The sequence below is a fragment of the Aquitalea sp. LB_tupeE genome (assembly GCF_013391415.1).
Classification (GTDB): domain Bacteria; phylum Pseudomonadota; class Gammaproteobacteria; order Burkholderiales; family Chromobacteriaceae; genus Aquitalea.
This window is the reverse complement of the sequence record NZ_JACAXB010000042.1, coordinates 1-15,524: the sequence shown is the minus strand read 5'-3', so window position 1 is coordinate 15,524 and position 15,524 is coordinate 1. Positions and strand designations below refer to the sequence as shown.

The following is a 15,524-nucleotide window of genomic DNA, read 5'->3' as shown; positions in this document are numbered from 1 at the left end:
GTTTGCAGGGGAGCGGGCAGCATGGCTGTGCAGCCCGCCTGACTTCAACTGAACTTGTTGGTGATGGGGTAGCGCCAGTCTTTGCCAAAACCACGCTGGGTAACGCGCGGGCCAACCGGTGCCTGACGGCGCTTGTACTCGTTGATCTTGAGCAGGCGTACCACCTTGCGTACATCCGCCTCGGCAAAACCATCGGCGATGATTTGCTCGGCAGACAGGTTTTCTTCCACATAGCGCGCCATGATGGCATCCAGCACTTCGTAAGGCGGCAGGCTGTCCTGGTCTTTCTGGTCCGGACGCAGCTCGGCAGAAGGCGGGCGGGTGATGATGCGCTCCGGAATGATTTCACCCTGGGTATTGCGCCAGCGGCACAGCGCAAACACCAGTGTTTTGGCCACATCCTTCAGCACGGCAAAACCACCGGCCATGTCACCGTACAGCGTGCAGTAGCCGGTGGTCATTTCCGATTTGTTGCCAGTGGTCAGTACCAGCTTGCCGGTTTTGTTGGACAAGGCCATCAGCAAGGTGCCGCGAATGCGTGCCTGCAGGTTTTCTTCGGTGGTGTCTTCCGCCAGGCCGTTAAAATTGGCGGCCAGCGCATTCATGAAGCTTTCGTACATCGGCCAGATTTCAATTTCGTCGTATTTCACGCCGACGCGTCCTATCATGTCGCGCGAATCAATGACGGAAATATCGGCGGTATAACGCGACGGCATCATCACTGCATGCACTTTGTCCGCGCCCAGCGCATCCACGGCAATGGCCAGGGTGAGGGCGGAATCAATACCGCCGGACAGACCCAGCAATACGCCGGGGAAGCCGTTTTTGTTGATGTAGTCGCGCACACCTACCACCAGCGCGCGGTATACGCTCTCCAGCGGGTCTGGCAGGGCAGCGTTGGCGGGAGCGTCTTGCAGGTCGCCATCGGCAAAATCCACCAGCAGCAATTCGTCGTCATAGGCGGCGGCCTGGGCAATCACATCGCCTGCCTTGTTGACGGCAAACGAAGCGCCATCAAACACCAGTTCGTCCTGACCACCCACCAGATTGACATAGGCAAACGGCAGGCCGGTTTCCTCGCTGCGATAGCGCAGCACTTCATGACGGGTTTCAATCTTGTTGCGATGGAAAGGCGAAGCATTGAGCACCACCACCACATCGGCCCCGGCATCGGCGGCTTCGGCGGCAGGGTCTACCGACCACACGTCCTCACAAATCAGCACGCCCACCTTGTGGGCACCCTGCTGGAATACCAGCGGTGTGGCACCCGGGGTAAAGTAGCGGCACTCGTCAAACACTTCGTTATTGGGCAGCAGCATCTTGTGATACTGGCCAAGGCGGTTGCCGTCGCGCAGCACGGTGGCCGCATTGAAACGTTCATGACCCAGCTTGACCGGATGGCCAATCACCAGCGTAATGCCATCCAGTTCCAGCAACTGGTCCATGGCCGCTGAACAGGCCTGATAGAAGCTGTCACGTAGCAGCAGGTCTTCCGGGCTGTAACCGGTGAGAGCCAGCTCCGGCGTCACCAGCACATCCGCCCCCTGGGCGATGGCAGCCTGGGCCAGATCGAGAATTTTTCGGGTATTGCCGGCGATATCGCCAACAACGGGGTTGAACTGAGCGAGCGCAATACGCATGTTGAACACAACCATGGGTTTGGATGGCAACGATTTTACCCCAAGAATGCGCACTTGCCCGAAAGGAAACCACGTGAATCTGCATCTGGCCGACCAATTCAACGCCCTGAATGCTGAAGACTGGGACCAGCTTGCCGCTGATGCCGGCCTGTTCATGCAGCGGCAGTGGCTGACTGCCTTACACGATAGTGGCTGTGCCACTGCTGCCACTGGCTGGCAACCCTTGCCCGTCTGGTCCGAACAGCAGGGTCAGCTGCAAGGCCTGGCACCCGCCTGGCTCAAAAGCCATTCGCGTGGCGAGTACGTGTTTGACTGGGCCTGGGCCGAAGCCTGGCAACGCGCAGGGCTGGATTACTACCCCAAGCTGCTGCTGGCCTCACCCTTTACTCCGGTGACGGGCAGCCGCCTGCTGGGTCAGGGCGAAGCCAGAGCCGCGCTCATCGGCGGCCTGCAACAAGTGGTGGCGGATTATCAACTGTCCTCCGCCCATGTGCTGTTTCCTGTGGCAGAAGAACTGGCGCTGTTGCAGCAGGCCGGCTGGCTGATTCGCCATGGGGTGCAGTTTCACTGGCAAAACCAGGGCTACGCAGATTTCGATGCTTTTCTGGCGGCGCTGTCGCAAAGCAAGCGCAAGAAAATCCGCCAGGAACGGCGCAAGGTGCGCGATGCAGGTATCAGCATAGAAGTACTGCGAGGCGCGGAAATCAATGATCAGCACTGGCAGTTTTTCGAACGTTGCTATCGCCAGACTTACCTGGAACACCGCTCGCCGCCTTATCTGAATCTGGATTTTTTCCGTATGGCAGGGCAGGTGCTACCCAGCCACTGCGTTCTGTTTATCGCCAGCAGAGGAAACCAGCCGATTGCCGCCAGCTGGTGTCTGCAAGACGGCAGCACACTGTATGGCCGTTACTGGGGCGCGCTGCAAAGCGTGGACTGCCTACACTTTGAATTGTGCTATTACAGCGGCATCGAATACGCCATCCAGCATGGCTTGCAATGCTTCGAAGGTGGTGCGCAGGGCGAGCACAAACTGGCGCGCGGCTTTACTCCGGTGCTTACCCACTCGGCCCACTGGATTGCCCACCCGCAATTTCGCCGCGCCATTGCCGACTGGCTGGCCCGCGAGCGCGAGGCCATTGGCGACTACCAGCAACAGCTTTTTTTACATGCTGCCTATAAAACCCCTTGCACTACGCAATAAGGGCTTATATACTGCGCAGCCTCTGAGGCCGAAACGCAGTAAACACAGCCTCAGCAGCCATCTGGAGAGGTGGATGAGTGGTTTAAGTCGCACGCCTGGAAAGCGTGTTTAGGGTAATACCCTAACGGGGGTTCGAATCCCCCCCTCTCCGCCAAACACCCCTAAAGTGTTGTTTTTACAGTAAATTCAGGTTGTATAAGGCTTTTTTCCCCCTGAGTTCTACACAACACTCCTACACATTGGCGATAAGAGTTCAATTTTCTTCTTGGCTTCCTATACTCTGGATCGGAACTCAATGAACGATGCCAATGTTACCCACAGGCCTGCAACGCCACCCCCAATCCGGCACTTACTATCTTCGTCGTCGCATCCCTACTGACGTTCTTGTTTGCTACCCCGGCAAAAAAGAAATCACGTTTTCGCTACGCACCAAAGACTACCGTACGGCCGTCGAGCGCCATCGCGCGGAAGAAGCCCGTCTGACCTCCGAGTGGGAGGAAAAACGACAACGGCAGGCGGAGCGCTACGCGCGTACGCAACTCGCCGCTATTACCCACATCGACGCACTCACTCCTGACGTCATCGACGCCATCTGCCTGCACGCTGAGTCAGTCAGCCTGGCTGGCGATGAAGCTCGCCGCGAAAACGGTCACTACACGCTGGACGAAGTCGAGGAATACCAGACCGGCTATACCGAGGCCAACCGCATTCTCAAAGGCGCGGTGGCTATTGGTGACTACGAACTGCTGCGTGGCCCGCTGGAGCAATTCCTGCGGCTGTATCGCTACCAGCTCAAAGCTACTGAACCCGAAATGCGCCGACTGGCACTGGCCTATGGCCGCATGGCCATCCGTACCAACGAGAAACTGCTCAGTCGTTATGACGGCAAGGAAGTGCCAACCCCGGTGATGGCGCAGCGGCTGGAAACGCCGATGCTGTCAGAAGTCACCCAAAGCTATCTGGCCTACTACCAGAAGCTGGACAAGGTGGCGATGCTGCGCAAGGTGACAGCGGTGATGCCACTGCTGGTGGATATCATCGGCGACAAACCCATCGGCCTGCTCAAGCAAACCGACCTTGAGGCTTACTTCGAAGCGGTGCAAACCCTGCCACCGCGCTGGAAAGACATCTGCCGTCAGGAAAAACTGCGACCACTGGAACTGGCCAAGCAGCAACGCGGCGAGATGAGCAAGGGGACCTTCGACGGCACCTACCTCGCCGTGATGACCCCGTTCATCAAGTACTGCCGCCGCAAGTGGCAGGACCACGGCTGGCCGATGACACTGACTACCGAAGGGGTGCAATACCTCGGCTCCCGCCGTGACCCCGAAGGCGGTCAACGGGCCTTTGAATCGGCAGAACTGAAGCGTCTGTTCGAAGGGCCGGAAATGGCACGCTTTGCCAGACGACCAGCCATGGCCCACAAATACTGGCTCCCCCATCTGGGCCTGTTCACCGGCGCACGGGTCAATGAGCTTTGCCAACTGAACCCGCAAGTCGATATCACACAGGATGCGCAAACAGGCACCTGGTATATGGACATTACCGATGAGTCCGAAGGGGATGCCCGCATCGACAAATCGGTGAAGACTGGTGGCTCCAAACGCAAGCTACCTATCCATCCCAAACTGATTGAGCTGGGCTTCCTCGACTATGTGGCGGCAGCCAAGAAACGTGGCGACACCTTGCTGTTCCAGGCCTTCCCGACCGCAGCAGGTCGCGCCTCGCCCAAGGCGATGAAGTGGTTCACCGAATTCCTGCAGGAAATCGGGCTGCGCGACGAAACCCCGAATGCTCGCATTGTCGGCATGCATGCCTTCCGCTCCACCTTCCTGCATCGAGCGATGGTGCTCGGTGTGGTCAGCGCGGAAACCATCACCGGCCATGCCAGCAACATCACCAGCATCGAAACCATTCAGAACGGACAGGTGAATCAGGAAGCCTCGGCGGTGGTGAAGAAATACCGCGGTGAACTGCCGGTCGACAAGAAGCTGGAAATCCTGTCGCGCATCACCTTCCCGGAAGTGGAGTTCATTCGGGCGGACAAGCCTTAACAGGGAGGCTTTCGACCGAGCAGGCTGAATCCTGCTGAGATGCGGATACTCAGCGCTTACAGCGAGTCCAGCGCCGCCAATGCCGTCGCAAAACGGATGTGACATGCATCCGTGCGCTCGTCCAGCTTCAGCGCAGCGAACTGCTGCTGCACCTCGGCGAGTGTGGAGCACCAGTCACGCATGGAGGTGCGCAGGGTATGGCATGCCGCCTCGCCAAGAAGCGTGGGCAGGAATGCCTCAAACAGCAGCGGCCATTGCTGATGCTGACCTACCGGAAAGCTACGCCAGCTAGTCAGGCGGGTAGGTGGGTCACGGGTCAGGAACATCGGAGAAAAGTCGAAAAGCGGGCTGAGCTGCAAACGGCTGCAATGCTTCAGAAAGGCGGTATTACGCCCGTGGTTGTCTTCCGCCTTCAGACAATAGGACAGCACGTCACGGCGTAAATACTCAGCCACTTGAGGCAGGAATTCGTCTGGCTCGGCATGGGCCTGCCAGTTCGTCAGCACGTCTTCATGAAACAGCTTCAGCCCATGCTGCTGCGCATCCTGCAGGGTATACATGCTCATCAGATGATGGTGCTGCCATTGCCCCCGCACCAAAGCGCAATCAAAGCGCGGGATGAACAGCAAGCTGCCCAGCATGAAAGGCTGGCCGTGCACGCCTAGCCCCGCCGCCTTGGCCAGTTTCAGCCAGAAAAGCTCATGCTCCAGCAAAACCTGCTCTTCGCGATTACGGGGGAATTTGACCAGAAAGCGCTCGACGATATCGTCTTCGGCCAGGCAGGCATCCGGATAAAACCGGCCATCCCTGGCGCGGCTCATCCATAGCTTGGGGGCTTGCCCCAACATGGTAGTGACGCCATGCAGGACATCATGTTCTTGCAGCAGCGATTCAAGCCCGGTGTCGACATCCGCCAGTTCCGCCTCAGACCAGCCCCCAAAGCCTTGAGGCATCGCATCAGCCAAATACTGATGCGCTTCGCGAATATGCATGCAGCCAGGCGGCTGACTGGCCCCATGCATCAAGACACTGGCGTCGTACTGCGCGCCATCGCGGGCACTGCCATTCAGCAACGTCAGTAGGGCATCCCGGCCATAGCCGCTTGGCAGCAAGTCCAGGAAAAAAGCAGGCCACCCATCACAGCGATAGTGGCTGAAGGAAAGAGGGTGCCGGAAATCCAGACTGGCTTCGTCGCTGCGATCAAGAAACTCCAATACATAGTCGGGCAGGTACTCCAGCGTGCAGCTCGACGCCAGCCCCATGGCCGGATGGTCGATGTGCAGCGTCGCTGCCAACCACCACACCCCGTCTATGCACTTCTCGATTTGCAACTGCATGGTCCGCTCTCCTTGGTGAAGGAGTGTACCAAGGTCAGTGTCTGAATGACTGCTGGCATCAAAACAGATGGCAGTGAGTCGGCCAAAGCAGTCCTCCATATGCTAGCTCATAGCGTCGGCTTTCAGCCGCATACTGGTCGTTTTGGGCCGTTTCAACTGAAAATTCTAACAGCGTTACACCACTTTTTTGAACCTGCTGGTCGACTTAGTGGACACATCGAAGTCTGCAGCAATTTCGTTAACTGAAAGCGAAGCCCTAGTTCGACCTCGGTCAAAACCCTACATACCGCCATCATCCTGGATCTGAGTAACCAAGGTGAAATGGGCAGCATGTAGATAATTTTTCTATTGATGGATAATTTTGTCTACTATAGACTTAATGTACACGCCATGCGGCAGCCTTTCATACTGCATTGAGTAAGGTGCTTAAAGTGATAAGCACCGCTCTGTTCCTGCAGCAGCACCTAAAGTAGGGTTGCAAGGCAATTTTCAACGATTGAAGAATTAGTGAGGTTTAGCGTGACAAAGAATCTGTTAGAGCGGATTGAGGATGCGCACCATGGGATTCGTCCGCATGTTGCGGTGACGCCACTTACGTTCAGTCCGATGCTGTCCAAACTGACTGGCTGCAACGTATACCTTAAGTGCGAGCACCTTCAACATACCGGTGCATTCAAATATCGTGGTGCAACGAACAAGATTCGTTTGCTTGATCCAGCTATTCGCAATAAAGGGGTGCTTGCTGTTTCGACTGGGAACCACGGCCAGGGGGTTGCTTTGGCTGGTAAATTTGCAGGTGTTCAAGTATCGGTCTACGCCCCAACTTCGGCCTCCCCGGTCAAACTAGATGCGATTCGTGCATTAGGTGCACAAGTCATTACGATCGACGATACCTCTCTAGCTGTTGAGATAGAAGCTGGACGTCAAGCCACCCTCCAAGGAGTTGCGTTCGTACACCCTTATAACGACATTGATGTTATTGCAGGCCAGGGAACGATCGGTATGGAGATTCATGAGCAAGCGAGTATCGAAGGAATCGAACTAGCCGCTGTTTTCGTAGCAGTTGGTGGTGGAGGAATGATTTCAGGCATAGGTACTGCAATCCGGAACTTCCGCCCTCAAACAGCGGTAGTGGGGTGCTGGCCCGCAAATTCGACTGCTCTCTATAGCTCCTTGAAAGCCGGAACAGTTGTTGAAAGTGAAGAGCTCGACACCATTTCGGACGGTACTGCGGGGGGGATCGAATCTGACACCATTACTCTAGCAATTGGGCAGGAAGTTATTTCCAGCACTGAACTGGTGACTGAAGAGCAAATCAAGGCCGCAATGAAGCTTCTCGCGCAGACGGATCGTTGGATGGTAGAAGGGGCTGCGGGTGTTGCACTGGCGTCAATGTTGAAACAGTCTCACAACTATCAAGGGCGCAACGTTGTGGTTGTTCTATGTGGCAGGAACATCATGCTGGAAAAATTTATTGAGGCAGTAAAATGAAAATCTGGAACAAAGAAGAAATCATTGCCAAGTTTGATATAGATCGGGCCACTAATTTAATTGAGAAAGGTTTCGTTGCTTACTCAAAGAAGGCCGTACTCGTCCCTCCGGTGCAAAACTTTTATTTCAAAACTGCTAATGGTGATTGCTGTATTAAGTCTGCCTATGTTGAGGGTAGTGAAAATTTTGCTGTTAAAGTATCCGCCGGATTTTATAACAATTCCTCAATAGGCTTACCGAGCAATAGTGGACTCGTGATGATTTTTTCAGCAAAAACGGGGCTGCCTGTTGCGTTACTTAAGGATGAAGGCTGGTTGACAGGTGTGCGGACGGCGATTGCTGGTCAACTAGTCGCTCGCATCCTTGCTCCACGAGTTGTTAAAGGTATTGGTGTCATCGGCACCGGCGACCAAGCCCGACTGCAACTGGAATACCTTAAGTCTGTGACAACTTGCCGTGAAGTGCACGTATGGGGACCAGATGCCCAGCAGGGAGAGCGATTCGTTACAGTCATGACAGCACAAGGCTTTACAGTCCATTTGCACAAATCACCCGAACCCGTAGCCAGGAATGCAAATCTTATCGTCACTGCAACTCCTTCTCGCGAAGCCCTGCTTAAATCGGAATGGATTAGTGCGGGGACACACATTACGGCAGTCGGCGCTGATAGTCAGGGTAAGCAGGAATTGGATCCACAAATTGTGGCTCGGGCAGGTGTAATAGTCGTCGACTCAATCGAGCAGTGCAGTAAATACGGGGAAGTCTCACATGCAGTAGATGCAGGTTTGATTCAACTTGACATGCTGAAGGAGCTGGGTAACGTCTTGTCACAAGGGGGCCGCGCTCGTGACGATGTGAACGAAATGCAGATAACAATTGCAGACCTGACTGGAGTGGCAGTTCAAGATGCTCAGATCGCAGAAAGTGTTGTAAGTTAACCTGCTTAATACTTGTAAGAGTAAAGAGGTGCAACGGCACCTCTTTACTCTTGTGGGGAGGCAGTTCTACTTCATTTCTTTCAGGTACTTGTAAACAGTAGCTCGTCCCATATTTAGTACCTTTGCAATATAGTCAGCAGAGCTTTTACCGTTGAACGCCCCCTCTTTAAACAATGCCTCAACAAGCGCACGCCTGTGATCTCGAGTCAACGAATTCAGACTAACCTGATGCTCGTGTAGCCAGCGGTGCAAGAAGGTATTGATACGCTCTTGCCAGTCGTCCTTAAAAAGTTCGGCCGGTTGTGCGACTACACCAACACCCTTGATGAATGTATCTAGAACAGATTTGGCATCTTCGAACACCGCCACGTTAAAATTGATACACATCATGCCGATAGCATTTTCAGCATCATCAAACAACACCATGCTCACTGAGCGCATCTTTCGGCCATCCCAGTTAAGCTTTTCGTAAGGACCGATGACATCCTCTTGCTTGGAGTGTTCAATTTCCTCCAAAGCTGAATCATCCCCCAGCGAGCGCTTGGAAAGATTATTCGCCAAATAAAGCACAGACTGGCTGACTAACTCATGAATGACAACTTCCGCGTAGGGAAAAAATAAAGTAGCAATGCCATCAGCTACGCTGCCATAACGTTTTAACAATATTTCATTAACCTGAGATTTGTCTTTTTTATTCATTAAGGACACCTAAATGGATGATCTTCAACCAGGTAAGGCGATAAAAACTATATAAGATTACCTTGCTTCCAGTCAATTTGAGCCTGTCACATTACAACAATTACAACTGTTTTATTGATGGCGGCATGTGTGAGAAATACTTTTATGACCGGCATGCCAGAGATATTACAATGCGGCACTATGCATTTCTATTCATAATGAGCCTGGCTCTGCAACCGTCATGGTAAATATCAGCAAGCCATCACCACGATTAGCGTAATGATGTGGTGAATCGGTACGGGCCACCGCAGCATTGCCAGCACCTATGGTTGTCACCGTATCCACCACGCACAATTCCAATATGCCTTGTTCGACATGGAACAGTTCAAATGTGCCATGCGGGTGACCTAGGGAGGTAAATACCTCTCCAGGGTGCATTTCCCAGCGCCACAACTCCACCATGTCAGGGCCACTGGTTCCTGCCAGCAAACGTGCGCTGCCTCCCTCTGGTCCCATCCAGAGCACTGGAATGTCCTTTTGTTCGATTACATGAATCGACGGGGGGACGTGTCCGTTATTCCGTGTAAACCTGTCGCTCCACAATTACCTGTCGAGTGACCGCTAAGACCGAACAGCCGCCGACCAGGCTTCACCACCGACTGTTGGTCGACCAAAGCGGTCTCCAGATGGCTAACGTTTGAGTTGCCAGCATACAACCGAGTAGGGACTCCAGGCAGAATGAAATGATGCCCGGAAGAGGAGCGCCAGAGTATATCCTGTTGAATGTAGGGTTGCCGCCCTATGTTGTGGGATTGATTAGTTGGCGTGCCAGTTTGGCGATCTCGCACGCATCGGATTTCGATAGGTGATCAATCAGCGCGATTTTTTTTCCAATCCCGTTCAAGGAGGTGCCCATAACAATTCCGACCATGTTTGCTGCATCTACCCAAAAACGATCATGGAATTCGTCGGTAACAACGTCCTTGATCGAAACATTTGGTGCAACTGCCATCAGGACCGAATGCATAGTCGACTTCTTACTCGCCCTACTACCGTTCGTGAAGAATGTCACGGAGCATAGCTGCTCGGAGAGCACGGACATCATTTTTCCAAAAAGGGCGACACAATCAGGGTCATCGGAATAAAAATAGGGATCAATAATGAAAAGATCCCTTACGCCTTTCAATTTTTCAACAAATTGAAGAACGATGTCCGCGATTTCATCTACATGGATCCCTCCATGCATCACAGCATCGCAAGCCAGCGAAAAATTGAACAAAGAGGAAATTCCATTCTCAACAATATATTCGCGAAAGTAATCGCGAGCATTGATCGCATCGAATCTTGCAACGAGAAAATGAGAGAATTCTGGATGTTTATAGACTTCTTTGAGAAAGTCCACGACATCTGATCCTTCCTTGTAGCTTTTGACATAAACGATGCCGGAGTCCATAGTCCCTTCATAATTTTGCTGGCGCCGAAGTTGCAGTATTTTGACAAGCCCCAGTGCGGAGAAAGAGCGAAAGCTCGATTGCTCAGCCGTTCGCGAGGCTACTCCGACCGGGGCTTCGCCGACCCCCGTCCGAAATGTTCGCTTAACGGCTCTTCGCAGTGTCTAAGCACCTCCCCGGTCTCAGGATCTACGACGCGCTCGTAGTAAGTGCCAGCATCTCGATCGATATCTCGCACCTTGTCAACAAACTTCTCCCGGGACACGCTCCATTGGCTTCCCGTCTGAAGGTGTCGCCGGATTTTCCGCTTGCCCGTCATGTTCACATTTTTGGATTGAACGTCTAAAAAGTCTGTCACCGTCAGGTTAGCTTCTTCGACGAACACTAGGTGGATATGCTTCGCAAAGCTCCCGCATCGACTACAAGGAGGTCTTGGCTGGCCCACACTGACGGGGATGCACGGCTCACCGCAATCTCCACATTTCCAAGTCTCGCTCGGACTCACGACAAATCTCTCCTTTGAAGCCGACCCGAGCCGAGCCCTCAGCTCTCAGCAGAACCTGAGATAGCCAACTCCAGGCTACGAATCAACTCATCCAGCGTGATGCCAAGCGCAGCACACCAGTTGCGCAGTTCAATAATGTCCAGGCGTCGTTCGCCACGTTCACACTTGCTGACGAACGTCTGCGTTACATCCAGCTTTGATGCAAGCTCAACTTGAGTAAGCCCAGCGCGCTCACGTGCAGTCCGAAGGACTTCAAGCAGGAGCGTGTACTCCCTCGTATAAATCGATTTTTCCATCTCAGGACTGAAAATAGTTTGGTCAGTCAGCTTGCAGTCCAAAATCGAATAGTCCAAAATCGACTATTGAATGAGACATTCAACCAAACTTGCCTCTGCCCGGCTGTAGATACATCAACAGCCACTGGTGGTTACGGCATGGCCAAGGCACATACTTCAGGACTGAATTTTGCGATGGAAAACACACTCGATATTGATAATCTCGACCTGACCACGTTAGAAATGCTGTACCACATGCACCATCTGGAAGGTGTGGCCGTGGTCGGAGACCCCGCGCATGCATTTGCCACCTATCATGCCGATAAGAAAGCCTTGTATATCTTCGCGGAATCTCCTGACAGGGTCCATATGGTCGCTCATCAAACAGACTCTCTTTTTGGGGTACTCAAGAGCGTGCAAGAAGAAGGTGCAAGTTTCAATGTATGCGGCGACAAAGTAATTTGTGTCGTGAATGATGTAGTAGCAGAAGGTGTGTCGTACGCAGATGCCGCGCTACGAGCCATACTCAAGTACAAGCAGATACACAGCCAGGCTGCTTGAAAATAGGGATAGCAGGTGCTTCAAACCAACCAATACGGGTGGGAGAAGTGAGCCGAAAGGAAATGTTATGCACCATAGCCCAGACCCCAGCATCCCTAGTCTTTCAGAGGACATCAAGAAATCACTGATAGCCGAGCTCAAACAATTTGTCTCAACGGAAAACGAGGCGATAAATCTCGGCATCACCGCTCAACAAAGACTAGCGATTCTGCAGCAGCAGACCAGTGACTTCACGATTGATAAGCTGGTTGATATGGTGCTACATGCCGGAAGGCGCATTCACTGCACCTTTGAGCCACGATCACGCTGACTGTATTGCTGCACAGGAACGTCATGGGACGCATTGAACGAAGTGATGTCGCGATGTCAGTCGGCACGCTTTGGCAGATTGCGGATGCGCTGGGCGACCCTGCCTCAACACTGCTACAGGAAGCCGAGCAATTGGCAGCCAAAGCAGATAGCCAACCCTGACCGCAGATTCGTCCTGGTATCTGACGATGCAATGCCTCGTCTGTGTATTGCTGATTCAGTTGCAAGCAGTGCCAGTGCCGACACCGAAGCACTGCTGTAACTGATTTCAAGGCTGGAGCAGAGTGCTCACAGGCGGATTTTCAGACGCAATCGTCAGTCACCGTTGAAACGCGCAGCTTTGACCTATTTGTGCGTGAACTCCATTTTTGCAGCCAGAGAATGGCCATGTGTCACGCACCTGCTGCTGGTGTCCCAGATGGTATCCAGCACGTGAAGACGCTTTGTTCCAAAGCCCCAAGATAATGCTTTCCTGCCTTGGGGTATCAGTGAGGCACCGTTCAGGCTAGTCCAGCGGCAGACGTTCCCCATGACTTATCTTTTGCACAAAATACAGATGCGGCAGTGGTCCATCATATCCACGCTGTAGCGCCGCCTCGCATAGTGCCCACGACTGGGTTCGTACACCGCGAAATCCAGGCTGCCTGGCGATGCGTTCCAGCGTTTCTGATATTGCCTCGGTGTTGTGCTGGTTGGCTTGCATGGCAATCAGCGCATGCAGTTCTGTCATTTCCTCTTTTGTCCGTCTCCACGTCCACATTACTTTCGCCCGGTTGGTGTGACGCGCCAATTCATAGCCAAGCCATTTCAAGCGCTGTTTATCGCTTACATCCCGCAAGGTTTCCGTTTCCAGCCCTTTGCCATCCGTAGCCAGTAGTAGCCACTCCACTTTTTCTGCATCCACCGGCCAGTGCATGACCAACACCACATTGGCCAGCCCTTTACCCTTTCGGATGAGTCGCTGAGCGGGTGAGCAGCCTATGCCATATAAGGTATGAAATTTCTGCGCCAGGGCCTCGGCTTTCCGTGCTGCCACGGTACCGCAGGTATAGCGGTGATAGCCCTTGGGGACGTTATCGAGAATGCGGGCCAGGGCTGCGGTTTTACTGCGTGCAATCGGTGTTGAAGCAGACATACAAGTTCTCTCATTCAGTTGTTGATGCGCTGTATAGCGAAGAAAACGTATATCTGTGCAATGTGATTCGGTAGCTACGACTCGTACGTAATGATGTTCCGAGATTTTCAGCGCTTTTCGCTATACAGCTTCAGAACATCCAAAAATGCAGGAAATGGACTCGGTGAAAACCGAGGTGATTTGCACGCACGGCAGCCTGCCCAGTGCGCCTTTGGGGCGAGGAGGGCGTACTGAGCAGGCTGCCAACTGCAAACACACACGTCCGAAAGGACATGCCGGGGCGCCACCCCGGAAGATTCCAGATCGCCAGTCTGGAATCGAGCAAACACTGTAGCTGCATGCCTCTAGTAGGGCTGGTGCGGCTGCGACGGGCGCAGGAGGGTGAAATTCCCTTTTTCGACCCGATCCGTACAACCGGTGGAGTTGTATGAGGTTGGGCGACACGGAAACGGCGGCAGGCAGGAAATGGCCTGTTGACCTGTAACTATGTGAAAGTCGGTGCAAGGCCGACTCGGGGGACGTATCGGAAGAGCGTAACCCGTACCGCACAGGATGGCTTCTGAGCGTATGGCGACATACGAGGGCTGCAAGGGGAAACCTGGCGCAGCTGGCACCTCGGGAAACCGAGGGTCGATGGATAGCTCAAACCTGTAACGGCACCCACGAGGGTGCTGTGCGGAGCAACGTAGAGCCATAGGCATTGAGCCGTGGTTCGTAGTCGATGAAGCATGAACTGAGTACCTGAGCCGCTATGGAACATCGGGCTGGGGAAACCTGCGGGGAGTCGAAAGACTAGGGGAATGTGGAGGCAGTGGCGCTGCGTTGCGCAGTAGCTGGTTACTAACGTGGGAGTCTCTCACGGACTGTATCGGGTGGCACCGTGCAGAATGAAACTGAGAGAGGGAGACTACTGAGTAGGGTTTGACTGATACGTGATACGACCGAAGCGTATTGGGAGCTGCATCGCAGCGACACGGCGGCACCGTGTTCCGAAAGGTTAGAGTGTTTTGCGAAGTGTGTGGTTGGGCTTGGCAGCCCGTTGTAGCGATGTGCCATCCTGCTCGCCTGGCAGCGAGCGGGATGAATGCTGATCTTGGCCGGTCAGCGAGCAAAGCAGGCATATTGATGAAGGTAAACCCGGGTGGATATGTTGCTCTGTATTCACTCATTCTCTCACCACCCCGCTTTGCGGGGTGGTTCCTCTGGCTTGTTTTTGACCAACGATGCAATCCCCACCTTTGGGAAAGAATTACCACGTTCAGATTTTGGCGGTCAATGCCAGTGATTCAATGAATTATTGGGATAGTCCACTGCAAGTTCCTGATATTTGCGAGTCATGCATGAATTCCTTTGCTTCTGCCTCCAGCCAGTCGCATAACCGTTGTGCGTCTGGTGATAATGCATTGTCTGAGCGACTGCATAAGTAGTAGTGACGCCCGTCATCGTAGGGTAGGTCGAACGGCTTTATCAGGGCACCTGATGCAATCTCGTCGTAAATAACAGCCTCTCGCAGCAGGGCGCAACCCAGTCCGGCTTTCGTTGCTTCCATTGTCAGCAAACCATCCTCAAACAGAAGTCCACTTGCACGTCCGGGGTCAGCGACTCCCGCGTTTTCGAACCATAGCCCCCACGTCCCGCGATCCTCGTCGTGTAGCAACGGGACCGACATGAGGTCTGCAGGGTCATGGAATGGACCGTATTCTTCGAGGAATGTGGCACTACAAATCGGCACAACGGCACCAGGCAGGAGAAAGGTGCTGCGATAGTCTTTCCATTGTTTGTTGCCAAAACGTACAGACAAGTCTGCTGCGTCACTCAAGTAGTGGCGGTGGTGTGCATAGAGCAGATTGAGGTCAACGTGAGGAGTAGAAAAATTCAGCCGATTCAGTCGGGGAATAAGCCAACCCAAACCAAACAACGGGATTACGCTCAATGTGACCTGGCGG

At 53.6% G+C, this 15,524-nt stretch carries 15 protein-coding genes and 1 tRNA gene; 8 read left to right on the top strand and 8 right to left on the bottom strand.

All coding sequences use genetic code 11. The annotated features are described in order from the left end of the window. Window positions 1–44: 44 nt before the first annotated feature. Window positions 45–1,640: an NAD+ synthase gene (locus HWX34_RS19905; protein WP_178973912.1), complete on the bottom strand. Its 1,596-nt coding sequence runs from the start codon at window positions 1,638–1,640 to the stop codon at window positions 45–47. A 73-nt stretch (window positions 1,641–1,713) separates the two neighbouring features. Here HWX34_RS19905 and HWX34_RS19900 point away from each other — a divergent pair, with 73 nt between their 5' ends. From HWX34_RS19900 to HWX34_RS19890, 3 genes are all read left to right on the top strand, one after another. Continuing rightward, complete coding sequence (locus HWX34_RS19900) at window positions 1,714–2,844, top strand: GNAT family N-acetyltransferase (RefSeq protein WP_370459804.1); 1,131 nt, start codon at window positions 1,714–1,716, stop codon at window positions 2,842–2,844. A gap of 63 nt (window positions 2,845–2,907) precedes the next feature. Beyond that, window positions 2,908–2,998, top strand: a tRNA-Ser gene (locus HWX34_RS19895). A gap of 154 nt (window positions 2,999–3,152) precedes the next feature. Then, entirely contained in the window at window positions 3,153–4,898 is a 1,746-nt protein-coding gene (locus HWX34_RS19890) for a site-specific integrase (protein WP_218645266.1), read from the top strand. Window positions 4,899–4,954: 56 nt separating this feature from the next. Here the strand turns inward: HWX34_RS19890 and HWX34_RS19885 are convergent, their stop codons facing one another. Continuing rightward, window positions 4,955–6,235, bottom strand: coding sequence for a HipA domain-containing protein (locus HWX34_RS19885; RefSeq protein WP_178973910.1), 1,281 nt, complete (start codon window positions 6,233–6,235; stop codon window positions 4,955–4,957). A 519-nt stretch (window positions 6,236–6,754) separates the two neighbouring features. Between HWX34_RS19885 and HWX34_RS19880 the strand changes: the two genes are divergently transcribed. Next, window positions 6,755–7,726, top strand: a complete 972-nt coding sequence (locus HWX34_RS19880) for a threonine/serine dehydratase (RefSeq protein ID WP_178973909.1) — start codon at window positions 6,755–6,757, stop codon at window positions 7,724–7,726. Then, entirely contained in the window at window positions 7,723–8,664 is a 942-nt protein-coding gene (locus tag HWX34_RS19875; RefSeq protein ID WP_178973908.1) for an ornithine cyclodeaminase family protein, read from the top strand. Before HWX34_RS19880 ends, HWX34_RS19875 begins: the two co-directional genes overlap by 4 nt. Window positions 8,665–8,730: 66 nt before the next feature. Here the strand turns inward: HWX34_RS19875 and HWX34_RS19870 are convergent, their stop codons facing one another. The 4 genes from HWX34_RS19870 to HWX34_RS19855 form a co-directional block, all read right to left on the bottom strand. Next, window positions 8,731–9,363, bottom strand: coding sequence for a transcriptional regulator (locus tag HWX34_RS19870; RefSeq protein WP_178973907.1), 633 nt, complete (start codon window positions 9,361–9,363; stop codon window positions 8,731–8,733). A gap of 192 nt (window positions 9,364–9,555) precedes the next feature. Continuing rightward, a complete protein-coding gene (locus HWX34_RS19865; protein WP_178973996.1) occupies window positions 9,556–9,858 on the bottom strand; it encodes a cupin domain-containing protein in 303 nt (100 codons plus the stop codon). A gap of 283 nt (window positions 9,859–10,141) precedes the next feature. Continuing rightward, window positions 10,142–10,795 (bottom strand): hypothetical protein, encoded by a 654-nt coding sequence (locus HWX34_RS19860; RefSeq protein ID WP_178973906.1) that lies wholly within the window; start codon window positions 10,793–10,795, stop codon window positions 10,142–10,144. 541 nt (window positions 10,796–11,336) lie between these two features. Further along, window positions 11,337–11,651 carry a helix-turn-helix domain-containing protein gene (locus HWX34_RS19855; protein ID WP_255497615.1) on the bottom strand — a complete coding sequence of 105 codons (315 nt, stop codon included), beginning with the start codon at window positions 11,649–11,651 and terminating at the stop codon, window positions 11,337–11,339. 81 nt (window positions 11,652–11,732) lie between these two features. Between HWX34_RS19855 and HWX34_RS19850 the strand changes: the two genes are divergently transcribed. The 3 genes from HWX34_RS19850 (at window position 11,733) to HWX34_RS19840 (ending at window position 12,605) form a co-directional block, all read left to right on the top strand. Beyond that, window positions 11,733–12,134 (top strand): hypothetical protein, encoded by a 402-nt coding sequence (locus HWX34_RS19850; RefSeq protein ID WP_178973905.1) that lies wholly within the window; start codon window positions 11,733–11,735, stop codon window positions 12,132–12,134. 67 nt (window positions 12,135–12,201) lie between these two features. Next, entirely contained in the window at window positions 12,202–12,444 is a 243-nt protein-coding gene (locus tag HWX34_RS19845; RefSeq protein ID WP_178973904.1) for a hypothetical protein, read from the top strand. A 23-nt stretch (window positions 12,445–12,467) separates the two neighbouring features. Next, window positions 12,468–12,605, top strand: a complete 138-nt coding sequence (locus HWX34_RS19840) for a hypothetical protein (protein ID WP_178973903.1) — start codon at window positions 12,468–12,470, stop codon at window positions 12,603–12,605. Between the two features lie 343 nt (window positions 12,606–12,948). On the opposite strand, the gene HWX34_RS19835 is transcribed toward HWX34_RS19840, so the two are convergent. Together HWX34_RS19835 and HWX34_RS19830 are read right to left on the bottom strand one after the other, a co-directional pair. Continuing rightward, window positions 12,949–13,578, bottom strand: a complete 630-nt coding sequence (locus HWX34_RS19835; RefSeq protein ID WP_178973902.1) for a hypothetical protein — start codon at window positions 13,576–13,578, stop codon at window positions 12,949–12,951. A gap of 1,294 nt (window positions 13,579–14,872) precedes the next feature. Then, the coding region (locus tag HWX34_RS19830) for a LysR substrate-binding domain-containing protein (protein ID WP_178973901.1) at window positions 14,873–15,524 on the bottom strand (652 nt) is incomplete at its 5' end.